This window comes from Streptomyces sp. NPDC058052 (genome assembly GCF_042885515.1).
Classification (GTDB): Bacteria; Actinomycetota; Actinomycetes; order Streptomycetales; family Streptomycetaceae; genus Streptomyces.
This window is the reverse complement of record NZ_JBHVRX010000016.1, coordinates 116,733-137,697: the sequence shown is the minus strand read 5'-3', so window position 1 is coordinate 137,697 and position 20,965 is coordinate 116,733. Positions and strand designations below refer to the sequence as shown.

Annotated in this window: 18 protein-coding genes and 1 tRNA gene; 4 read left to right on the top strand and 15 right to left on the bottom strand. The window is 73.8% G+C overall.

Translation table 11 applies throughout. The features are described from left to right. Positions 1 to 10: 10 nt before the first annotated feature. From ACFVU3_RS22605 to ACFVU3_RS22585, 5 genes are all read right to left on the bottom strand, one after another. Positions 11 to 1,480 carry an AlkA N-terminal domain-containing protein gene (locus ACFVU3_RS22605; protein ID WP_390068715.1) on the bottom strand — a complete coding sequence of 490 codons (1,470 nt, stop codon included), beginning with the start codon at positions 1,478 to 1,480 and terminating at the stop codon, positions 11 to 13. 56 nt (positions 1,481 to 1,536) lie between these two features. Continuing rightward, on the bottom strand, positions 1,537 to 2,316 hold the full coding sequence (locus ACFVU3_RS22600) for a metallophosphoesterase (protein ID WP_390068713.1): 780 nt from the start codon (positions 2,314 to 2,316) through the stop codon (positions 1,537 to 1,539). A gap of 112 nt (positions 2,317 to 2,428) precedes the next feature. Then, a complete protein-coding gene (locus ACFVU3_RS22595) occupies positions 2,429 to 3,049 on the bottom strand; it encodes an L-threonylcarbamoyladenylate synthase (protein ID WP_390068711.1) in 621 nt (206 codons plus the stop codon). A 9-nt stretch (positions 3,050 to 3,058) separates the two neighbouring features. Next, on the bottom strand, positions 3,059 to 4,492 hold the full coding sequence (locus ACFVU3_RS22590; protein WP_390068709.1) for a phytoene desaturase family protein: 1,434 nt from the start codon (positions 4,490 to 4,492) through the stop codon (positions 3,059 to 3,061). 155 nt (positions 4,493 to 4,647) lie between these two features. Further along, on the bottom strand, positions 4,648 to 5,496 hold the full coding sequence (locus ACFVU3_RS22585) for an inositol monophosphatase family protein (protein ID WP_390068707.1): 849 nt from the start codon (positions 5,494 to 5,496) through the stop codon (positions 4,648 to 4,650). A gap of 153 nt (positions 5,497 to 5,649) precedes the next feature. Between ACFVU3_RS22585 and ACFVU3_RS22580 the strand changes: the two genes are divergently transcribed. From ACFVU3_RS22580 to ACFVU3_RS22570, 3 genes are all read left to right on the top strand, one after another. Then, positions 5,650 to 6,705, top strand: a complete 1,056-nt coding sequence (locus tag ACFVU3_RS22580; protein WP_390068705.1) for a biotin/lipoate A/B protein ligase family protein — start codon at positions 5,650 to 5,652, stop codon at positions 6,703 to 6,705. A 112-nt stretch (positions 6,706 to 6,817) separates the two neighbouring features. Further along, positions 6,818 to 7,720 carry a hypothetical protein gene (locus ACFVU3_RS22575; protein ID WP_390068704.1) on the top strand — a complete coding sequence of 301 codons (903 nt, stop codon included), beginning with the start codon at positions 6,818 to 6,820 and terminating at the stop codon, positions 7,718 to 7,720. A 59-nt stretch (positions 7,721 to 7,779) separates the two neighbouring features. Next, complete coding sequence (locus ACFVU3_RS22570) at positions 7,780 to 8,601, top strand: S1 family serine peptidase (protein ID WP_390068703.1); 822 nt, start codon at positions 7,780 to 7,782, stop codon at positions 8,599 to 8,601. Between the two features lie 102 nt (positions 8,602 to 8,703). Here ACFVU3_RS22570 and ACFVU3_RS22565 read toward each other — a convergent pair. The 3 genes from ACFVU3_RS22565 to ACFVU3_RS22555 all read right to left on the bottom strand — a co-directional run bounded on the left by ACFVU3_RS22565 (position 8,704) and on the right by ACFVU3_RS22555 (position 10,372). Beyond that, positions 8,704 to 8,788, bottom strand: a tRNA-Leu gene (locus ACFVU3_RS22565). Positions 8,789 to 8,886: 98 nt separating this feature from the next. Continuing rightward, complete coding sequence (locus ACFVU3_RS22560; protein WP_390068702.1) at positions 8,887 to 9,300, bottom strand: VOC family protein; 414 nt, start codon at positions 9,298 to 9,300, stop codon at positions 8,887 to 8,889. Positions 9,301 to 9,466: 166 nt separating this feature from the next. Continuing rightward, positions 9,467 to 10,372: a hypothetical protein gene (locus ACFVU3_RS22555; RefSeq protein WP_390068701.1), complete on the bottom strand. Its 906-nt coding sequence runs from the start codon at positions 10,370 to 10,372 to the stop codon at positions 9,467 to 9,469. A 160-nt stretch (positions 10,373 to 10,532) separates the two neighbouring features. Here ACFVU3_RS22555 and ACFVU3_RS22550 point away from each other — a divergent pair, with 160 nt between their 5' ends. Continuing rightward, entirely contained in the window at positions 10,533 to 13,679 is a 3,147-nt protein-coding gene (locus ACFVU3_RS22550; RefSeq protein WP_390068699.1) for a tetratricopeptide repeat protein, read from the top strand. Between the two features lie 37 nt (positions 13,680 to 13,716). On the opposite strand, the gene ACFVU3_RS22545 is transcribed toward ACFVU3_RS22550, so the two are convergent. The 7 genes from ACFVU3_RS22545 to ACFVU3_RS22515 all read right to left on the bottom strand — a co-directional run bounded on the left by ACFVU3_RS22545 (position 13,717) and on the right by ACFVU3_RS22515 (position 20,917). Then, positions 13,717 to 14,733, bottom strand: a complete 1,017-nt coding sequence (locus ACFVU3_RS22545) for a TIGR03842 family LLM class F420-dependent oxidoreductase (protein WP_390068697.1) — start codon at positions 14,731 to 14,733, stop codon at positions 13,717 to 13,719. 11 nt (positions 14,734 to 14,744) lie between these two features. After that, positions 14,745 to 16,148: a dihydropyrimidinase gene (gene hydA / locus ACFVU3_RS22540; protein ID WP_390068695.1), complete on the bottom strand. Its 1,404-nt coding sequence runs from the start codon at positions 16,146 to 16,148 to the stop codon at positions 14,745 to 14,747. Between the two features lie 19 nt (positions 16,149 to 16,167). Next, the gene (locus ACFVU3_RS22535; protein WP_390068693.1) at positions 16,168 to 17,448 is read right to left on the bottom strand and encodes an aspartate aminotransferase family protein; all 1,281 of its coding nucleotides are present in this window, start codon (positions 17,446 to 17,448) and stop codon (positions 16,168 to 16,170) included. Then, positions 17,445 to 18,284, bottom strand: a complete 840-nt coding sequence (locus tag ACFVU3_RS22530; RefSeq protein WP_390068691.1) for a nitrilase-related carbon-nitrogen hydrolase — start codon at positions 18,282 to 18,284, stop codon at positions 17,445 to 17,447. The genes ACFVU3_RS22535 and ACFVU3_RS22530 overlap by 4 nt, the downstream gene beginning before the upstream one ends. Before the next feature lie 200 nt (positions 18,285 to 18,484). Beyond that, positions 18,485 to 19,759 carry a UL36 very large tegument protein gene (locus tag ACFVU3_RS22525; RefSeq protein ID WP_390068689.1) on the bottom strand — a complete coding sequence of 425 codons (1,275 nt, stop codon included), beginning with the start codon at positions 19,757 to 19,759 and terminating at the stop codon, positions 18,485 to 18,487. A gap of 151 nt (positions 19,760 to 19,910) precedes the next feature. Continuing rightward, entirely contained in the window at positions 19,911 to 20,327 is a 417-nt protein-coding gene (locus ACFVU3_RS22520; protein ID WP_390068687.1) for a PPOX class F420-dependent oxidoreductase, read from the bottom strand. Between the two features lie 212 nt (positions 20,328 to 20,539). Beyond that, the gene (locus ACFVU3_RS22515; protein ID WP_390068686.1) at positions 20,540 to 20,917 is read right to left on the bottom strand and encodes a winged helix-turn-helix transcriptional regulator; all 378 of its coding nucleotides are present in this window, start codon (positions 20,915 to 20,917) and stop codon (positions 20,540 to 20,542) included. Positions 20,918 to 20,965: the final 48 nt, after the last annotated feature.

The window sequence follows — 20,965 nt, the reverse complement described above, 5'->3', positions numbered from 1 at the left end:
TCGAACTTCCTTACGCGGGGAGGTGGTTGATCGGGTGCGAGTCGGTCGCCCAAAGGTACTGGACGGCGTAGGCCCGCCAGGGCGCCCAGTGGCCGGAACGGGCCGTGAGCGCGGCGGGGGTGCCGGGCAGCCCCAGGCCCTCGGCGGCACGGCGGACGCCGAGGTCGCCGGGGAGGAAGGCGTCCGGGTCGCCGAGCGCCCGCATCGCGATGACCTCGGTGGTCCAGGGGCCGAAGCCGGGCAGGGCGAGCAGCCGCGCGCGGCTCTCCGCGCGGTCCGTGTCCGGGCCCAGGGCGAGCTCCCCGTCGGCCAGGGCCCGGACGAGGGTGAGCAGGGTGGCGCGCCGGCTGCGGGGCAGGGCCAGGGTCTCGGGGTCGAGCCCGGCCAGCGCCTCGGAGGTCGGGAAGAGATGGGTGAGACCGCCCTCGGGGTCCTCCACGGGGACGCCGTGCGCGGTGACCAGGCGGGCCGCGTGGGTGCGGGCCGCCGCCGTGGAGACCTGCTGGCCGAGGACGGCCCGGACGGCGAACTCGGCCGGGTCCACGGTGCCGGGGACGCGCCGCCCGGGCGCCTTGTCGACGAGCGGGGCGAGCAGCGGGTCCGCGCGGAGCCGGTCGTCGACGGCGACGGGGTCGGCGTCGAGGTCCAGGAGCCGGCGGCAGCGGCTGATGGCGTGGGTGAGGTCGCGCGGGTCCGTGAGGGAGAGCCGGCAGGCGATGTGGTCGGGCCGCGGGGCGAGGGCGACGATCCCGTGCCCGTACGGGAGGGCCAGGGTCCGGCGGTAGGCGCCGTCGCGCCACTCCTCGACGCCGGGGACGGCGGTGGCGGCGAGGTGGCCGAAGAGGTTGGACGGTTCGAGCGGGGCCCTGAACGGCAGCCGGAGGCTGATCACGCCGGGGGTGTGGGGGGCGGTGGGCCGGGCGGCGCGGGCGCGCAGTTCGCCGGGGGTGAGGGCGAAGACCTGGCGGACGGTGTCGTTGAAGGAGCGGATCGAGGAGAAGCCGGCGGCGAAGGCGATCTCGCCGAAGGGCAGCCCGGTGGTCTCGACGAGGGTGCGGGCGGTCTGGGCGCGCTGGGCGCGGGCCAGGGCGAGCGGGCCCGCGCCCAGCTCGGCGAGCATCTGGCGCTCGATCTGCCGGGTGGACCAGCCGAGCCGGCGGGCGAGCCCGGGGACGCCCTCCCGGTCCACCACCCCGTCCTGGATCAGCCGGACGGCGCGGGCGACGGTGTCGGCCCGCACGTTCCACTCCGGGGAGCCGGGGCTGGTGTCGGGGCGGCACCGCTTGCAGGCCCGGAAGCCGGCCCGCTGGCAGGCGGCGGCGCTGGGGTGGAACTCCATGTTCTCGGGCTTGGGCGGGACCGCGGGGCAGCTGGGCCGGCAGTAGATCCGAGTGGTCTGGACGGCGGTGAAGAAGACGCCGTCGAAGCGGGCGTCCTTGGACTGGACGGCCCGCACACAGCGCTCGGTCTCAGTGTGCATGGATCCAGGATCGGGGATGCGCGGGCGTCCGGCTGGCAGAAAAACGACATGGACGTTCAGGCGGGGACGTCGACCGTCCGGTAGTGGGTGGTGAGCCGTCCGTCGTCCCCCAGGACATGGAAGGCGATCCCGGGCGGGGTGTCCAGATGGACGTGCGGGCTGTCCGGACCCGGGTGCTCCCAGGGCAGGCGGATCGTGGAGACGGTGCCGGGAGCGACCAGCAGCGGGCGGCCGGCGAAGGTGGTGGCGGCGCCGGTGTGGGCGTGGCCCGCGAGGAAGGCGGTGAGATGGGGGTGGCGGCCGGCGAGCGCGGCGAGCCGCTCCTCGCCGAACTGGCGGATCTCGTCCACGTACGGCGTGTGCAGCGGCACCGGCGGATGGTGGAAGGCGACGAGGACAGGGGTGTCGCGCGGGGTGTCGGTGAGGACGCGGTCGAGCCACTCCAGGGTGGTGTCCTCCAGGCGGCCGTCGTGCTTGCCGGGGACGGAGGAGTCGCAGACGGCGAGGACGTAGCCGTCGCCGCGCAGGACCTGGTCGACGGGGGCGGTGGGGGCGGGGTCGCCGTCCTCGTGGAGCAGCGGCCCGAGGCCGGCCCGGAAGGCCGCGCGGTCGTCGTGGTTGCCGGGGCAGACGACCAGCGGGTGGCGGCCGGTGAGCAGGGCGCGGGCGCGCTCGTACTCCGCGGGGTCGGCGTGGTCGGCGATGTCGCCGGAGACGAGGACGGCCGTGAGGTCGTACGGCAGGTCCTCCAGGTGGCGCAGGACGGCGCGGGTGCGCGCGGTGGCGCGCTCCCCCGCGTCGATGTGGATGTCGCTGACGTGGGCGATGACGATCACGCGGTGGCCTCCGGCGGTCGGGGTGAACGGTGGTTCACCCCGCCGACCGTAGGGTGGTCACGCCCGCGGGCGTAAGGGCCACTCGGGGGCCGGTGGCCCGCTCCCCCGCCGGTCACTCGAAGCGGGTGGGGTCCCCGGCGCCGACGCGGACGACCTCGGGCTCGCCGCTGGAGAAGTCGACGACGGTGGTGGGGACGGTGCCGCAGTCGCCGGAGTCGAGGACGGCGTCGACCTGGTGGTCGAGCCGCTCCTTGATCTCCCAGCCCTGGGTGAGCGGTTCCTCCTCGTCGGGGAGCAGCAGGGTGCTGGAGAGCAGGGGTTCGCCGAGGGAGGCGAGCAGCGCCTGGGTGACGACGTGGTCGGGGATGCGGACGCCGACGGTCTTCTTCTTGGGGTGGAGGAGCTGGCGCGGCACCTCCTTGGTGCCGGGCAGGATGAAGGTGTACGCGCCGGGGACGGCGGCCTTGACGGCGCGGAAGACCCGGTTGTCGATGTGCACGAGCTGGCCGAGCTGCGCGAAGTCCGCGCACATGAGGGTGAAGTGGTGCCGGTCGTCGAGGCGGCGGATCTCCCGGATGCGGGTGAGGCCGTCGTGGTTGCCGATCCGGCTGCCGAGGGCGTAGCAGGAGTCGGTGGGGTAGGCGATGAGCCCGCCCTTGCGGATCGAGTCGGCCACGCCGTCGATGATGCGCGGCTGGGGGTTCTCGGGGTGCACGTCGATGTACTTGGCCATGGGGCGAGTCTAGGTTCCGCGGCTGTCCAGGTTCCTGAGGTGGCGCCAGACGGCCTTGGCGGCGTTGTGCCCGGACATGCCGTGGACGCCGGGGCCGGGCGGGGTGGCGGCGGAGCAGAGGAAGACCGAGGGGTGGGGGGTGTGGTACGGCCACGGGGAGAGGGTGGGGCGCAGGACGAGCTGGAGGCCGCGGGCGGCGCCGCAGGCGATGTCGCCGCCGATGTAGTTGGCGTTGCGGGCGGCGAGTTCGGGCGGTCCCGCGGTGGCGCGGGCGAGGATCCGGTCGCGGAAGCCGGGGGCGAAGCGCTCGATCTGCCGCTCGATGGCGTCGGTGAGGTCGCCGCGCCAGCCGTTGGGCACGTGCCCGTACGCCCAGAAGACGTGCCGGCCCTCGGGGGCGCGGCTGGGGTCCACGAGGCTGGGCTGGGCGGTGATGAGGAACGGCGTCTCGGGGGCGGTGCCGGAGGACGCCTGGCGCAGGGCGGTGTCGATCTCGCCGGCACTGGGGCCGACCTGGACGGTGCCGGCCCGGCGGGCGGCCTCGGCGGTCCAGGGCACGGGCCCGTCGAGCGCGTAGTCGATCTTGAAGGCGGAGGCGCCGTACCGGTAGTGGGCGTAGTGGTGCGCGCCGAAGCCGGTGATGCGGGCGAGGGCGGTGGGCGAGGTGTCGAAGAGGTAGGCGCGGGCGGGCGGCAGGTCGTCGAGGCGCTTGACCTCGTAGCCGGTGTGGACGGTGCCGCCGAGCTCGGTGAGGTACGCGGTGAGGGCGTCCGGGATCGCCTGGGATCCGCCGCGGGGCACGGGCCAGCCGCCGGCGTGCGCGGCGAGCGCGAAGACGAGGCCGACGGCGGAGGTGGCGAACCCGTCGAGGGGGGCGATGACGTGGCCGACCAGGCCGGCGAGGAGGGCGCGGGCCTTCTCGTCGCGGAAGCGGCGCAGCAGCCAGGTCGAGGGCTGCGTGCCGGTGAGCCCGAAGCGGGCCAGGGTGACCGGGTCCCGGGGCAGCGCGGTGAGCGGCAGCTGCATGAAGTCCCGGGCGAGGGTGTCCCACTTGCCGAGGTACGGGGCGACCAGCCGGCGGTAGGTGCCGGCGTCGCGCGGCCCGAGGGAGGCGGCGGTCTCGGCGACGGAGCGGGAGAGGACGGCGGCGGTGCCGTCGTCCCAGGGGTGGGCCATGGGCAGCTCGGGGTGGAGCCACTCCAGGCCGTACCGGTCGAGCGGCATCGTCCGGAAGACGGGTGAGCCGGCGCCGAGCGGGTGGACGGCGGAGCACGGGTCGTGGCGGAAGCCGGGGAGGGTCAGCTCCTCGGTACGGGCTCCGCCGCCGACGGTCTCCTTCGCCTCGAAGACGGCCACGGAGCGGCCGCGCCGGGCCAGCTCCACGGCGGCGGTCAGTCCATTGGGCCCCGCCCCCACGACGACGGCATCGAGCAGCGACGTCACCTCGGACTCCTCACGTCGGCCGGCGGTTCGGCAGGGCCAGGATAGGCCCGGGCCCGCCGGGGGCGGAGCGACCCCTCGGGAGGGGCCGGTTCCGGCCGCGGCGGCCGGTGACCGCGCGCCGGCATCGGGCGGGCCCGGCGGCCGGTGACCACGCGTCAGCCCTCGGTCCGGCCGCCGCCGAGGAGGCCGCGGATCCGCTCGGCGGTGGCCGCGTCCCGGGCCGCCGTGAACGGCAGCGCGTTGCCCCCGGCGATCCGGAACGGCTCGCCGGCGACGGTGGTCTGCGCGCCGCCCGCCTCCGCGACCAGCAGCAGTCCGGCCGCGTGGTCCCAGGCGAGCTCCCAGCTGAAGGCGGTGGCGTCGAGCTCGCCCCGGGCGACGGCCAGGTACTCCAGGCCGGCCGAGCCGCACGGCCGGGGCCGGACGCCCTCGGTCTCCAGGCCCAGCAGGGCCCGCTTCTGGTCGGGCGTGGTGTAGTCGGGGTGCGAGGTGGCGACCTGGAGCACCGCGTCCGGGGCGGGCGAACCGGACCGGATCCGCTCCCCGTTCAGGAACGCGCCGCGCCCCTTCACGGCGACGGCCAGCTCTCCGAGGGCCGGCGCGTAGGTCCAGGAGGCGAGGAGCTCGCCGTGCCGGGCGAGGGCGACCAGGGTGCAGAAGCCCGGGTCGCCGTGGACGAACTGGCGGGTGCCGTCCACCGGGTCGACGATCCAGACGGGCGCGTCGCCGCGCAGCCGCCCGTACAGCTCCGGGTCGGCGTGGACGGCCTCCTCGCCGACCACGACGGAGCCCGGCAGCAGGGCCGTCAGCGCCTGGGTCAGGTGCTCCTCGGCGGCCCGGTCGGCGACCGTCACCAGGTCGTACGGCCCCTTCTTCTCGACGATCTCGTGGTCGGCGAGCTGTCGGAAGCGCGGCATGATCTCCGCCGCGGCCGCCTTGCGGACCGCTTCCTCCACCTCGGTCGTACCGCCGTCGAGGACGTGCTCAAGGAAGGATTCGATCATGCGTCCAGCTAAGCACGCGGGTCCGACAACCGGTACAGGGCCTCGGCCCGCCCGGAGGCGGACACCAGGAGTACGCTTTGGACGGTTTCACCCCCTGGCGGGACCTTCGCGTCCCCTGGGGGCTCCGCGCTCCCCGAGAGGCAGGTCGGTCCGGTGCACGGCGAGTACAAGGTCCCCGGCGGGAAGCTGGTCGTCGTCGATCTCGACGTGGTGGACGGGGCGCTGGCCCGGGTCCGGGTGGCCGGCGACTTCTTCCTCGAACCCGACGAGGCGATCCTCGCCATCGACCGCGCCCTGGAGGGCGCCCCCGCCGACACCGACGCCTCCGGGCTCGCGGCCCGCATCGACGCGGCGCTGCCGCCCGGCACGCAGATGTACGGCCTCACCACCGAGGGCATCGGGGTGGCGGTCCGCCGGGCGCTGGCGCACGCCACCGACTGGACCGACTACGACTGGCAGCTGATCCACGAACCGCCGCAGGCCCCCGCCCTGCACATGGCGCTCGACGAGGTGATCACCGCCGAGGTCGCGGCCGGCCGCCGCCCGCCGACGCTCCGGGTCTGGGAGTGGGGCGCCCCGGCCGTCGTCATCGGCAGCTTCCAGTCGCTGCGCAACGAGGTGGACCCGGAGGCCGCCGAGCGGCACGGCATCCAGGTGGTCCGCCGGATCAGCGGCGGCGGCGCCATGTTCATCGAGCCCGGCAACACCATCACGTACTCGCTGTCCGTCCCCGACGCCCTGGTGCAGGGCCTGTCCTTCACCGACAGCTACGCCTACCTCGACGACTGGGTGCTCGGCGCCCTCGGCGACATGGGCGTCAAGGCGTGGTACCAGCCCCTCAACGACATCGCCACCGAGGCCGGGAAGATCGCGGGCGCGGCGCAGAAGCGGATGGTGACCGGCGACGGCGCGGTGCTGCACCACGTGACGATGGCGTACGACATCGACGCCGGCAAGATGACCGAGGTGCTGCGGATCGGCCGCGAGAAGCTCTCCGACAAGGGCACCAAGAGCGCCAAGAAGCGCGTCGACCCGCTGCGCCGTCAGACCGGTCTGCCGCGCGAGGCCGTGATCGAGCGGATGGTCGCCTCCTTCCGGCAGCGCTACGGCCTGGCGGAGGGCCGGGTCACGGAGGAGGAGCTGGCCCTCGCCAAGGACCTGGCGGAGTCCAAGTTCTCCTCGCCGGAATGGACCGCGCGGGTCCCCTGACACCCAGCCCGGCGCCCCGAGCCGGTGTCCCGAGCCGGTGTCCCCAGCCGGTGTCCCCAGCCGGTGTCCCCAGCCGGGCGGAACTCTCCGGGAAAGACCTAGGGTTCCTCGCATGCGAGTGGATTCCCCGGTGCGGCCCGGGCTGCGGATGGAGTGCGCCGACGGGCGGCGCCTGGTGCTGGTGCGGGAGACCCCCGGAGAGGGCCCCGTGCCGGTGCTCTTCGCCCGGCAGCGGGTGACCCACCGGGGCCTGCACTACGCGCGGACGGGCCGGTACGTGTCGCCCCTCGCGCCGCTCCGGGCCGAACGGGCCCGTGCGTACGCGGAGTCCGCGGCTCCCGGAGGCGCGGCGTGGACGGAGCGGTGGGCGGCGCACGCGGAGGCGGAGCTGCGCGCGGCGGACGCGGGACCGCTGCACGCGGGCGCGTGGCGACTGGCACCGGACGCCACCGGCTGGTTCGTCGAGCGCCACTGGGACCACCTCCTGCCGTACGACCGTGACCGGGGCCACCTCACCTGGTTCGGGTACGGGGACCCCGAGGGCGACGCCCGCGACCTGCTGCCGCTGCGGCCCCTGTCCCCGCCGGAGGCGCCCCGGGTGAAGGCGTACCGCAGGCAGTACCGCGAGGGCGTGCTGCCGCCGGTGTTCGCCTGGTGGATCAGCGGCCTGAACGTCCCCGTCGTCCTGGACGGCCACGACCGGCTGACCGCCGCGCTCGCGGAGGGCGGCCGGCCGGAGGTCCTGGTCCTCTCCCGGGAGGCCGACGCGGCCTGGGTGGCGCTGTGCGCGGAGCGCCCGGTGCGGGCGTACGAGGAGCGGATGGCGGCGCTGGAGGACGGACCGCTCCGGAGGACCCGCGCGGCGAACGCGGCCCGCCTCCTCGCGCGCGAGCTGGAGGCGGCCGCCGGCGCCCCGGACCTCACCCGGGCCTGGCCCTTCCCCGGCGGCGCCCCCGCCTGGGACGCGGCGGCGGCCTCGTACGTCCCCGGCTGGCGGCCCGACGCGGAGCGGTGACCTGCCCCGTACCGGCTCGTTGACGTCATGGACACGCTGCGTCGACAGACACGGAGGGCATGGTGGGACGGGCGAGGGCACTGACGGCGGCGCTCCTGGGGGCACTGCTGGGGACGGTTCTGGCGACGGCGCCGGTGGCGCCGCCCGAGGCTGCGGCGATCGTCGGCGGCCGGGAGGCGGCCCCGGGGGCGTACCCGTACGCGGCGGCCCTGGTCGACACCGAGCGCCACCGGCAGTTCTGCGGCGGCGTCCTGATCGGCCCCCGGCACGTCCTGACGGCCGCCCACTGCCTGACGGGCTCGTACGCCGATCCCGGCCGGGTCGCGGTGCTGCTCGGCGAGCACGACCTGCGCACGGCGGCGGAGTCCCGCCACGCGCGCGTGGCCCGCCCGGCGCGCTTCACCACCCACCCCGGCTACGACCCCCGCACCCAGCACGACGACCTCGCCGTGATCACCCTCACGACCCCGGTCCGCCCGGACGCCGGTGTCCGCCCGATCGCCCTCCCGGCCCCTGGCGAATCGTTCGCCCACACCCGTCTGGAAGCCGTCGGCTGGGGCGCCACCGCCTTCGGCGAGGCCCCCTCCCCCGTGCTGCGCACGGTGACCCTGGACACGCTCCCCCACACCGCCTGCGCCCTCCGCGGCGTCGAACACCTCACCCTGGCCCAGCTCTGCACCTGGACCCCCGGCCGCGACACCTGCGTCTACGACTCCGGCGGCCCCCTCGTCCACCGCGCCCCCACCGGCCGCACCGCCCTAGCCGCCCTGGTCTCCTACGGCCGCGGCTGCGCCACGGACACCCCGGCGGTGAACACCAGGATCACCGCCCACCTCCCCTGGATCACCCGCCAGACGGGCCTCCGCCCACCGGAGTCCTGAGGCGAGCGGGCCACCGGAGGCCGCCGGCACCGGAGTCCGGGGCATACGGGAACGAGCCGTGCCGGCCGGTTCTCACCGGCCTGCACGGCTCGTTCTCGATCGTGTCCGAGGGGGGACTTGAACCCCCACGCCCGATAAAGGGCACTAGCACCTCAAGCTAGCGCGTCTGCCATTCCGCCACCCGGACAAGGTGTTGGCCGCCCGCTCGTTCCCTCGCGGCGACGAACATCAATCTACCAGGTGTTCGAGGTGCTTCTCACCCACGTTTCCGGTGGTCAGGGCGGGTCAGGAGGGCTCGCCGGAGATGTTGACCATCCAGGTGACGCCGAACTCGTCGGTGCACATGCCGAAGACGTCGCCCCACATCTGCTTCTCCAGCGGGACGGAGACGGTGCCGCGCTCGGAGAGCCTGGTCCAGTAGCCGCGGAGTTCGGTCTCGTCGTCGCCGCTGAGGCTGACGCTGATGTTGTTGCCGGGGGTGTGGTCCATGCCGGGCGGGGTGTCCGAGGCCATCAGCGTGAAGCCGGCCGTGGTCTCCAGCATGCCGTGCATGACCTTGTCCTCGAAGCCGGGCGGCGCCTGGCCGAACTGCGCGTACGTGTTGACCTCCAGCGAGCCGCCGAACACCTCCCGGTAGAAGTCGAGGGCCTGCCGCGCCGAGCCGGCGAAGCTGATGTAGGGGTTGAGCCGGGAGGCCACGGGCCACTCCTCTGCGGGACGGATCCGTACGAAGGGGTCGTACGTGCCACCCGACCCTAGGCACCCCTCCCGGCCCGGCGTCCGTGCCGCGCCGGAGAGGCGCGGGACGGCACCGGTGCGGCCGAGCGGAGTGCCCACTCGGCGCGACTCCCGGCCGGGAGCGGGGTCAGAGCAGGTCGGCCAGGGGTTCCACGGTCTCCCAGCGGCCGAGGTACTCCTTCGCCGCGTGCGGGTCGAAGTTGCTGTTCCGGACGGTGCGCGTGCGCTCCAGGACCGCGTCGTCGTCCGGGAAGAGGGTGCGCAGGCGCAGGGTGGCGACGATGAAGTCGTCACGGTCGGCGACGTTGACCCAGCGCTTCACCTGGGGGGGCGTACGCAGGGGCTGCGGGCGCAGTCGGCCGCGGATGATCGAGCGCAGCCCGAGGGGCGAGCCGAAGGTGACGAGCAGCGGCAGCGGCTGGTCGAGGCGATGCAGGGCCTCGAAGGCGACGACGGTGCCGAGGGAGTGGGCGAGGACGACCTTGGTGTCCGGGGTGACCCGGGAGAGCACCGCCTCGATCGCGCCTTCCCGCACCCGTTCGTCGTCCAGGTAGGCGGCCACCTGTCCGAGATGGAAGGCCCCCCTGCCGCTGAGCGCGGCGAAGCCCGAGCGCGCGATGGGGCCGAGGCTCCCCATCATCGAGACGAACATACGGAACGGCTCCAGTGGGCCCTGTTCGGGTCCGACGTCGAGGGTCAGTTCCTCCAGGGCATCGGCGGCCTCCTCGCTGTCGCGGGGGTCGGACGCGTGCCGACTGATGTTGCCGATGACGTCCTGGGCGTACGCCGCACCGGTCGCCGCCACCTGCGGGGGCAGCGTCACGTCGAACTCGTCCCGGGGTACGTAGGGTCGGTACAGGTCGCGGTAGTAGGCCATGTCGACCGTCACGACCCCGCGTTCGAGACGGTCGGCGACCTCGACACGCTCCTTGTCGCGCAGGGTGCGCGCGAGGGTGCGCGTCCACTCCTCACGGAGCTCCTGCTCGGTCTCCCCCACGGGTCCGATGCCGTGCACCATGACCAGCTCTGCCATGTGTCTCCCTGTCGGGTCGCACGTCCGTTCGTTCCGGACGTGTCGGGACTGGTTCGGCCGGTCCAACGCCCCGGCACTCCTCGGCGGTTCCCGACCTTGCCCCCAAGTCATGTGTTCGACAACGGAGTTGCCGTCATGACGCTCGGCGATAATGCCGCGCGTGACAGATGAGCGCATGATGCTGGTGATCGCGTCCCACTGGGACGTCCGCGAGGAGAAGCAGGAGGACCGACTGGTCCGACTGGAGCCGGTCGCGCAGGAGTTGAGAGAGCTGCTCCTCGACCCGGCACGGGGCGAGTGCCTGCCCGCCGCCGCCGACGGACTGTTGTTGAATCCTTCGACCGTCGACGAAGTGGCCCGGACCGTGGAGGAGGCGTTCCGTGCGGCGCAGTCGGCTCGCGCCTCCCTGCTGCTGGTGTTCCTCGGCCACGGACACCACCCGGACCAGGGGGATTTCCTCTTCCCGCTGCGGTCCTCGCCCGCCCGCCCCGGCCCCGAGACCGCGTACGACCTGACCACCGAGGTGGGCGGCCTCGCGGCCCGGTACGGCGGCGTGCCGGAGCTGACGCTCATGGTCGACGGATGCTACTCCGGCCTGGCCCTGCGGGAGGCGATGGGCCGCTGGACCTCGTCCGCGATGCTGGCGCGGCGCGGGATCGCATGGCTGGCCTCGTCACAGGACGATCGGGTCTCGTACGACCTCCAGGTCTCCCGGGGCGTGAACCGCATGGTCCGGCGCGGCGACGTCCGGCTCGCCCCGTTCCTCCACGTGAGCGCCGTACGCCGGGCACTGTCGGAGCGGGTGTCCCGCCAGGTTCCGCAGGGCGCCTCCTACGACGGCAGCGGGCGCCGGTCCGCGACCGACATCGACCCCTGGCTCTCGCGGAACGTGGCGTACACCCCAGGGTTGAGCGTCCTTGCCGGGGCGACCCCCACCGGAGTCCTCCTGGAACCCCTGCGTCTCTTCCAGTCGCCCCGGGAGCTGGCCCACGTGGCACGGCTCGTCCGACTCCACCGGCTCGTGGCCGTGGTCGGCGCCGTGGGGACGGGCAAGACGACGCTCGCCACCGCGCTGAGCCGGGCCGAGCTGCTGCCCGAGGAGGAGGTCGAGACGACTCCCGAGGTCTGCGCGGTCGTCCGGCTCGACGCCTTCCGGTGGGGCAACGGCGAGTCCGTCCTCAGCATGGCCAGGCAGCTCGGCCGCCATCTACCGGGCTTCGCCGCAGCGAGGAAGACGTACGCGCGGGAAGTGCCCCAGGGCGAACGCGCCCTCCTGCCCTCCACGGTCCGGGAGGTCGGTGGACCGCTCCGGCTGATGCCCGCACGGGAACCCGTACGGGTGATCGTCGACGGGATCGACCAGGTGACGGACCCGGCGCAGCGCGCCAAGGTGATCACCGAGCTGACCGCGCTGGGCGACACGGCGCCCGACTGGTTCGGCGTGGTGGCCACCGTCCGGGAGGGGATCGCCCTCCCGGACGACTGGCACCGTTTCACGATCCCGGTGCCCGACGAGCGGCAGCAGGCCGCCTACCTGGACTCGGTGCACGTGAAGTCCGTCCACCGGCCCGCGATCCACGGCTTCGCGCGGGGGAACTGGCAGCTGCTCACCGTCCTTTCCCGCCACGGGCACCTGGCGGAGGAGATGCGCGGCGAAGGCTTCACGGCGATGTACGACACCGTGCTGGCGCCGCTGCGCAACGGCGCGCCGGGCGGCGACCCCGCGTCCGTCGACACCGTCCTGACGGTCGTGGCGGCCTCGGGCACCGGCACCTCCCTGCCCCGGCCCCTGCTCGTCCGGGCCGCCGCAGAGCTCCATGGACCCGACGACGACGAGCGGACCGGGCTGGTCCTCGACCTGCTCGCGGGCCTCGTGACGCACGGGAAGGCCCCGTCGGGGACGGAGCTGGTCGGCGTCCACCACCCCTCACTGGCCGAGTACGTGGCCCTGTCGGACACGCACGACGTGGCGACGGGACATGCCGCGTTGTGCCGCGCGCTGGAGATGATGGCCCCCATGGACCAGCACACGCCCGACGACCCCCTGCACCGCTACGCCGAACAGAGCGAGCCCGAGCACCTGTGGCAGGCGTCGCTCGCCACGTCCGACCCGGCCGCCGCCGGCGCGCTGCGCCAGCGGCTTCTGCGGAGCCTCGAACTCCGCGCGGCCCCGGAGGCGACCACGAACCGGGGTCGCTGGGAGATGTGGGCGGAGCGGCTCGGGACCCATCTGGGGCCCGAGTCGGAGATGACCCTCCACGCCCGCGCCAGGACGGCGTACTGGACGGGCAAGGCGGGAGCGTACGGCGCTTCCCTGGCCCTCTACCAGGAGTTGCTCTCGGACCAGGGCCAGGTGCTCGCCGCGGACGACCCCGAGGTGCTGGAGACCCGCTCCCGCATCGCGTACGCGACCGGCGAGGCGGGGGACTTCACCGAGGCGCTGGTGCTGCACCGGGCGGTCCTCGCCGACCAGACGCGGGTTCTGGGCGCCGACGATCCGCGCACGCTGAAGACGCGCCACCACCTCGCGTACTGGGCGGGCCGGGCCGGCGACCGGGCGGAGGCGCTGCGCCTGCACGAGGAGCTGTTGCCCGACCTGGAACGGGTGCTGGGTCCGACGCACCTGGACGTGTTCGAGGAGCGCCACTACATCGCGTACTGGCACGGCGTGCTGGGCCGCCACGACCTGGCCCTGGAACTGCACGACGAGCTGCTGCGCGACCGGATCGCCGAGTTCGGTGAGGAGCACGCCCAGGTCGTCTTCAGCCGGATGAACATCTACAAGTTCCTGGGCGAGTCGGGACGCAGGGAGGAGGCGCTGGCCGGATATCGGGCCCTGCTCCCGCTCGCGGTCCGGGTGCGCGGGGCGCTCCACCCGAACACGCTCCTGGTCCGGCTGAACACGGCGCGATTCACGTGGGAGCTGGGCGACCCCGTGGAGGCACTGGCGCTCCATGAGGAGTTGGTACGCGACCAGCGGGAGACGCTGGGCCACACGCATCCGGCCGTCATGATCACCCGCTACAACATCATCATGCTGAAGCTGGAGCTCGGCGACACCGGCACCCTCCTGAGCGAGATCGACACGCTCCTGGAGGAACGCGTCGAGCGCTACCGGAACCCGCATCACCCCGAGGTGGTCACGACGAGGTTCGGGCGGGCCCTGATCCTCGCGGCCCTCGACGACGTTCCGGCAGCGGTCGCACTGCTGCGGGAGGTCGTGGCGGACCGGGCGCGGGTGCTGGGCGAGGAACACGATGACACGCGGAAGGCCCGGACGGAGCTCGACCGGCTCCTCGGTCTCTGATCCGCCCGGACGAGTCGGTTCCGGGCCCTCCGGCGGGTCAGGAGGTGAGGGCGGGGATGATCCCGGAGCCGTAGGCGTCGATGGTGCCCTCACGGTTGTCGTGCATGTCGTAGACGGCGAACTGGTCGACGCCGAGGCTCTTGAGGTGGCGGAGCTTGTCGATGTGGGCCTCGGTGGGGCCGAGGAGGCAGAAGCGGTCGACGATCTCGTCGGGGACGAAGGTGGTGTCGGGGTTGTCGGCGCGGCCGTGGTGGGAGTAGTCGTAGCCCTGGCGGTCCTTGATGTACGCCGTCAGCTCCTCGGGGACCATCGAGGAGTGTTCGCCGTACTTGGCGACGAGGTCGGCGACGTGGTTGCCGACCATGCCGCCGAACCAGCGGCACTGGTCGCGGGCGTGCGCCAGGGCCTGCGGGGAGTCGTCGGCGGTGACGTACGCGGGGGCGGCGACGCAGATCGTGAGGGCGTCGGGGTCGCGGCCGGCGTCCCGGGCCGCCTCCCGGACGGCCTTGATCATCCATTCGGTGAGGAAGGGGTCGGCGAGCTGGAGGATGAAGCCGTCGGCCTTCTGCCCGGCGAGGGCGAGGGCCTTGGGGCCGTAGGCCGCCATCCAGACGGGCAGCCTGCCGTTCTCGATCCAGGGGATGCGGATCGGGTTGCCGTCCACGGTCGCCTCGCGGCCCTCGGCCAGGTCGCGGATGACCTCGATGGCCTCGCCGAGGCGGGCGAGGGTGTTGGGCCTGCGGCCGGCGACGCGCATGGCGGAGTCGCCGCGGCCGATGCCGCAGACGGTCCGGTTGCCGTACATGTCGTTGAGGGTGGCGAAGGTGGAGGCCGTGACCTCCCACGTACGCGTCCCGGGGTTGGTGACCATGGGGCCGACGTGCAGCTTCGTGGTGTTGGCCAGGATCTGGCTGTAGATGACGAAGGGTTCCTGCCAGAGCACGGCGGAGTCGAAGGTCCAGCCGTAGCGGAAGCCGTTGCGTTCCGCCCGGCGCATCAGGCCGACGACCTGCGAGGCGGGCGGGTCGGTCTGCAGGACGAGTCCGAAGTCCAAGGGGCGGCCTCCTAGTTCAGGTACTGACAGGTGGAACGGGGGACGAAGGCGCCGTGGCCGGCGTGGCCGACGTACTTGCGCTGGTCGATGACGGGTTCGCCGCGGGAGAGGACCGTCTCGACCTGGCCGGTCACCGTCCGTCCCTCGTACGCCGAGTAGTCGACGTTCATGTGGTGGGTCTCGGCGGACAGCACCTGGGTCGCGTGCGGGTCGTAGATGACGATGTCGGCGTCGGCGCCGGGGGCGATGGTGCCCTTCTGCGGGTAGATGCCGAACATGCGGGCGGGGGTGGCGCAGGCGATCTCGATCCAGCGGCGGCGGGAGATGTGCCCGTCGACGACGGCCTGGTGGAGGAGGTCCATGCGGTTCTCCACGCCGGGCAGCCCGTTGGGGATCTTCGAGAAGTCGCCGCGGCCGAGCTCCTTCTGCCCCACGAAGCAGAAGGGGCAGTGGTCGGTGGAGACCACCTGGAGGTCGTTCGTCCGCAGCCCCCGCCAGAGGGCGGCCTGGTGCTCCTTCGGCCGCAGCGGGGTCGAGCACACGTACTTGGCGCCCTCGAAGTCCGGTTCCGCCAGGTTGTCCGTCGACAGGAACAGGTACTGCGGGCAGGTCTCGCCGAAGACCGGCAGTCCCAGGTCGCGGGCGGCCGCCAGCTCCGCCACCGCCTCCTGGGCGGAGACGTGGACGACGTACAGCGGGGAGCCCGCCACCCGCGCGAGCTGGATCGCCCGGTGGGTCGCCTCCGCCTCCAGCAGCGCCTTGCGGACCTCCCCGTGATGGCGAGGGTCCGTCTCGCCGCGGGCCAGGGCCTGTTCGACGAGGACGTCGATGGCGATGCCGTTCTCCGCGTGCATCATGATCAGGCCGCCGGTGCCGGCGGCGACCTGCATGGCCCGCAGGATCTGTCCGTCGTCCGAGTAGAAGACGCCGGGGTAGGCCATGAAGAGCTTGAAGGAGGTGATGCCCTCCTGGACGAGCAGGGGCATCTCCCGCAAGGTCGCCGGCGTGACGTCCGACATGATCATGTGGAAGGCGTAGTCGATCGCGCAGTTGCCGTCGGCCTTGGCGTACCAGGCGTCGAGGCCCTCGCGGAGGGCGTGGCCGACGGACTGGACGGCGAAGTCGACGATGGTGGTGGTACCGCCCCAGGCGGCGGCGCGGGTGCCGGTCTCGAAGGTGTCGGAGGCGAAGGTGCCGCCGAAGGGCAGCTCCATGTGGGTGTGGGCGTCGACACCGCCCGGGATGACGTAGCGGTCGGTGGCGTCGAGGACACGGTCGGCGGTCCAGCCGGCCGCCGCGTCGGAGCCGTGGGCGGCGAGCGCCGCGACGCGGCCGTCCTCGACGAGGACGTCGGCGTGGAGTTCGTCGGAGGCGGTGACGACGAGGCCGCCCCGGATCAGGGTTCGGGTGCTCACGGGACTTCTCCCCTGCCAACTAGAGGGATCTGAGGGCCTGTTCGAGGATCGCGGCGCCCTCTTCGGCCTCGGCGACGGTGAGGGAGAGCGGGGGTGCGACGCGCAGCGCGCTGGTGTCGTGGCCGCCGCCCTTGCCGATGAGGAGGCCGTCCTCGCGGGCCCGTTCCAGGACGGCGGAGGCCGCTTCGGGGGCGGCGCGGCCGGTGACGGGGTCGGCGAGTTCGATGCCGATCATGAGGCCGCGGCCCCGGACCTCGCGGACGGCGCCGACGCCCGCGGCGGCGGCCCGGATCCGCTCGATGAGGAGGCCCCCGACCCGGCGCGCGTTGCCCTGGAGGTCGTGGTCGAGGAGATACCCGAGGTTGGCGAGGCCGGCGGCCATGGTGACGGGCGAACCGCCGAAGGTGGAGATGGAGTTGGCGTCGAGACAGTTCATGATCTCGGCGCGGGCGACGACACCGCCGACGGACATGCCGTTGCCGATGCCCTTGGCGAAGGTGAGCATGTCGGGCGGCCCCGCCTGGGCGTGCGCCTGCCAGCCCCAGAAGTGGTCGCCGGTGCGGCCCCAGCCGGTCTGCACCTCGTCGGAGATCCAGAGGATGCCGTGCCGGTCGAGGACCCGGCGGAAGGCGGCGTAGAGGCCGTCGGGCGGGGAGGTGAAGCCGCCGACGCCCTGGACGGGTTCCGCGATGAGAGCGGCGACCCGGTGAGTGTGGCCGAGGAGGTCCTCGAGGTCGGCGACGGCGGCGTCGGTGAACCGCTCGTCGGTGAGCCCGGCGAAGGGGCCCCGGCCACGGACCGCGCCCTGCACGTACAGGGTCTGGAGCGGGGAGAGGCCGGTCGGCGACCAGGAGCGGTTGCCGGTGACGCCGACGGTGGAGAAGGAGCGGCCGTGGTAGCTGTTGCGCATCGCCAGGATCTGGTTCGAGCGGCGGTACGCGGTGGCGAGGAGCAGGGCCGTGTCGTTGGCCTCGGTGCCGGAGGTGGTGAAGAAGACGCGGGCGTCCGGGATGCCGGAGAGGGTGGCGATCCGTTCGGCGAGCTCCACCATCGGGCGGTTGAGGTAGAGGGTGGAGGAGTGGACGATCCGGCCGGCCTGTTCGGCGACCGCCTTGGTGACCTCGGGGAGGGCGTGGGCGGTCATGGTGGTGAGGATGCCGCCGAAGAAGTCGAGGTAGCGGCGGCCCTCGGCGTCCCAGACGTGCCGGCCCTCACCGTGGGTGATCTCGATCGGCTCGTCGTAGTAGAGGGCCAGCCAGTCGGGGAGGACGGAGCGGTGGCGGGCGTACAGGCTGTTCACGGCTGGACCAGCCCGTCGTACGCGTCGGGGCGGCGGTCGCGGTAGAAGGCCCACTGCTGGCGGACCTCCTCGATGAGGCCGAGGTCGAGGTCGCGGACGACGAGCTCCTCCTCCTTGTCGGAGGCGACGTCGCCGACGAACCGGCCGCGCGGGTCGACGAAGTAGCTGGTGCCGTAGAAGTCGTTGTCGCCGTACTCCTCGACGCCGACGCGGTTGATGGCGGCGACGAAGTACTCGTTGGCGACGGCGGCGGCGGGCTGCTCCAGCTGCCACAGGTAGGACGAGAGGCCGCGGTGGGTGGCGGAGGGGTTGTAGACCAACTGGGCGCCGTTGAGGCCGAGTTGGCGCCAGCCCTCGGGGAAGTGGCGGTCGTAGCAGATGTAGACGCCGACCTTGCCGACGGCGGTGTCGAAGACCGGCCAGCCGGCGTTCCCCGGGCGGAAGTAGTACTTCTCCCAGAACCCCTTGACCTGCGGGATGTGGTGCTTGCGGTACTTGCCGAGGTAGCTGCCGTCGGCGTCGATGACGGCGGCGGTGTTGTAGTAGAAGCCCTCGGACTCGACCTCGAAGACGGGAACGACGATCACCATGCCGGTCTCGCGGGCGAGGTCCCGCATCCGCGTGACGGTGGGGCCGTCCGGCACGGGCTCGGCCCAGCGGTAGTGCTCGGGTTCCTGGACCTGGCAGAAGTAGGGGGCGTTGAACACCTCCTGGAAGCCGATCACCTGGGCGCCCTGGCGGGCCGCCTCGCGGGCGTGCTCCTCGTGCTTGGCGATCATGGATTCGGTGTCGCCGGTCCAGGTCGCCTGGACGAGGGCGGCGCGTACGACGGTCATGAGCTGCTCCTTCGGCGCGGCGTCAGAGAGCCTCTACGCCCGTAGACACGATGCGTAGGAGGAGAACGTAAGCCCCGTCACACCCCGGAGCAAGACTGCCGCCCGGAAGCAGCGCAGTCGATCATGTTTCATACCGGAGTGGTCCACACCGGACACGTACCGACACGTGCCGACTGCTCCCCGCACGTACGGTTCCGCCGTCAGGGGCCGAGGACGCCACCGACCCGCAGTGCGTGCCGCAGGGCCCGTTCGTCGGCGCGCGACAGGCCGCGGGCCGCGGCGCCGAGCCGGGGCACCAGCAGGGCCGGGTCCACGGCCGCGAGACGCGCGGCCTCCTCGGGGGTGCGGACCCGGATGAAGGCGGTGAGCAGCGCGTGGGCCTCGTGGTCGTGGCGCTCGGCCACCAGGGCCGCGACGGCTCCGGCCAGTTCCTCCACCGGACGGGCGAGCCCCTGGCGCAGCAGCTGTTCGCAGTCGTCGGCGCGGCCCGCGTCGGCGAGCGCCCCGGCGACGGCGGCCAGCCGGGCGGGCGGCAGCGAGGCGGCCTCCCAGAGCAGGGTGGCCCAGTCGGCGCCGAACCCGGCCCGGTGCAGCTCCCCGGCGAGCGCGGGCAGCCGGGCGGGCGGCCCGCCGAGCGCCTCGCAGAGCAGTACGTGCGCCTCACCCGTACGGCCCTGGGCGCGCAGCCGCTGGAGGGCGTGGACGGCGTTGACGGCGGCGCGGGCCGCCTCCGCGGCCTCGTCCGGGTCGGGCGCGTCTGCCTCCGGCGCGGCCGCGTCGCCGGTACGGGACGGGGCCCGGAGCCGGAAGCGGGCGCCGCGCGGCTCGGCGCCGCCGGCGGGCAGGTCGGGCACGGGGGCGGGCGCGGGTCCCCCGGCGGCGCCGGCGTCGTCCGCCCAGGCGTACCGGGCCCCGCGCGGGCGCCGCTCCCGCGCCCCGGGAGCGGCGGCGGCGGCGCCCGGGGCGGGGGAGGCGTGGAGCCGGTCGAGGCGGTCGGTGAGGTCGACGATCCGGGCGGTGGCGCGGGCGTGGTCGTCGCGGGTCCAGGCGAGGTCGTGGGCGAGCCGGGCCGCCTCCTCGGGGTCGTGCGCGAGGCGGGCCGCCTCCTCGGGGCCGGGCGCGCGGAGCCGCTCCCACAGCTCGCGGATGCGGGCCTCCGCGTGGCGGCGCTCGGTCTCCATCAGCTCGCGGCGCGCGGCGAGCGCCTCGGCCCCGCCGGGCCGCCGGTCGTGGGCGCCGGCGGCGGCCGCGTACAGCTCCCGTCCCCGCTCCGGCCCCTCCCCCACGTCCTGGAGGAGGGACTCGACGACGTCCCAGGGGAGCAGCTCGGCCCCGTCGAGGCAGGCGCGGAGCCCGTCGGGGTCCCGTTCGGCGAAGACGGCCCACCAGCCGCCGGTCCGCTCGGCGCGGGCGGCGAGCCCGCCCAGCCAGTGGGTGAACTCCGCCATCTGGGACGGAATGTGAGTGACCGTCATGCGCACGCACCTGCCCTGCGGTAGAAGGGGACCTTCCGGTCCGCCGCAGGGCATTGCACCGCAGTCGTGTTACGGGACGGCTACGGACCGTTTTCCTTTCCGTGCCCCGGGGACCACATCGGTGTGGTCCGGACAGGTCGCGCGGCCGGGTTCACAGGGTGACGACGATCCCGGTGTGGGGGCGCTTGCCGAGCCGGGCGAGGGTGGCGGGCCAGTCGACCAGCCAGTACTGGTAGGTGTACTTGCGCGAGAGCAGCCTGCGGACGTGCCGCAGCTCCTCCCCCGTGACGAGCCGGGCGGTGCCGGGGGTCCGGACGGCGCCCTCGGGGACGTTGCCGCGCAGGTCGCAGACGGTCAGTTCGACCCTGGGGTCGTTGCGGAGCCGCTTGACCTTCCAGGAGTCGGTGCGGGTCCACACGTACACCCGCTCGCCCTCGACGGCGTACCAGACGGGGGTGGCGACACCGGTGCCGTTCTTCCGGAAGGTGGTCAGGCTGAGGTAGCGGCCGCGCCGCAGCTCGTCGGGGAGGCGGCGCGGGCCGGCGGGGTTCTCGGGGTCGGTCGTCATGACCGCCGAGCCTATGCCGGAGCGGGGTCGCGGTCGCCCGGCGGGCCTCCGGTGGGCGGGGGCGCGTCGGCCCGGCGGGACTCTGGGGGGCTGGGCCGCGTCCGCCCGACGACCCTCCGGCGGGCGGGGGCGCGGTCGCTGAAGGCCCTCCGGCGGGCCGGGCCGTGTCGCCCCGGCTCCCCGCACGGGTCCCCCGCGGGCCGGGGCAGGGGTCAGGGTCCCGGGTGGGCCGCGCGGGCGGCGCCGATCTCGTTGCCGTGGGCGCGGGCCCAGGCGCAGGCGGTGTCGAGGGGGCCGAGGAGGGAGCGGCCGAGCGGGGTGAGGGCGTACTCGACGCGCGGCGGGTTCTCGTCGTACGCGGTCCGGGTGAGGAAGCCGCTGCGCTCCATGGAGCGGAGGGTCTCGGTGAGGACCTTGGGGGTGATCCAGGGGAGCGCGGCGCGGAGTTCGCCGAAGCGGCGGGCGGCGCCGTCCTCCAGGCAGCGCAGCACCACGCCGGTCCACTTGTCGCCGACGCGGAAGGGCTGGACGGCACCGTCCGCGCACTCCGGGCCGTCGAACCGGACGGGTATCGGGGGCAGTTCGCTCATGGGTCCGACGGTAGCCGTGCCCGTACCGTTGAAGTAACCGGGCACCCC

What these genes read in the sequence shown, in the direction of transcription:
- ACFVU3_RS22605 (WP_390068715.1), bottom strand. Translation starts at nt 1,480, where the DNA reads ATGCACACTGAGACCGAGCGCTGTGTGCGGGCCGTCCAGTCCAAGGAC.
- ACFVU3_RS22595 (WP_390068711.1), bottom strand. Translation starts at nt 3,049, where the DNA reads ATGGCCAAGTACATCGACGTGCACCCCGAGAACCCCCAGCCGCGCATC.
- ACFVU3_RS22585 (WP_390068707.1), bottom strand. Translation starts at nt 5,496, where the DNA reads ATGATCGAATCCTTCCTTGAGCACGTCCTCGACGGCGGTACGACCGAG.
- ACFVU3_RS22575 (WP_390068704.1), top strand. Translation starts at nt 6,818, where the DNA reads ATGCGAGTGGATTCCCCGGTGCGGCCCGGGCTGCGGATGGAGTGCGCC.
- ACFVU3_RS22570 (WP_390068703.1), top strand. Translation starts at nt 7,780, where the DNA reads ATGGTGGGACGGGCGAGGGCACTGACGGCGGCGCTCCTGGGGGCACTG.
- ACFVU3_RS22555 (WP_390068701.1), bottom strand. Translation starts at nt 10,372, where the DNA reads ATGGCAGAGCTGGTCATGGTGCACGGCATCGGACCCGTGGGGGAGACC.
- ACFVU3_RS22530 (WP_390068691.1), bottom strand. Translation starts at nt 18,284, where the DNA reads ATGACCGTCGTACGCGCCGCCCTCGTCCAGGCGACCTGGACCGGCGAC.
- ACFVU3_RS22525 (WP_390068689.1), bottom strand. Translation starts at nt 19,759, where the DNA reads ATGACGGTCACTCACATTCCGTCCCAGATGGCGGAGTTCACCCACTGG.
- ACFVU3_RS22520 (WP_390068687.1), bottom strand. Translation starts at nt 20,327, where the DNA reads ATGACGACCGACCCCGAGAACCCCGCCGGCCCGCGCCGCCTCCCCGAC.
- ACFVU3_RS22515 (WP_390068686.1), bottom strand. Translation starts at nt 20,917, where the DNA reads ATGAGCGAACTGCCCCCGATACCCGTCCGGTTCGACGGCCCGGAGTGC.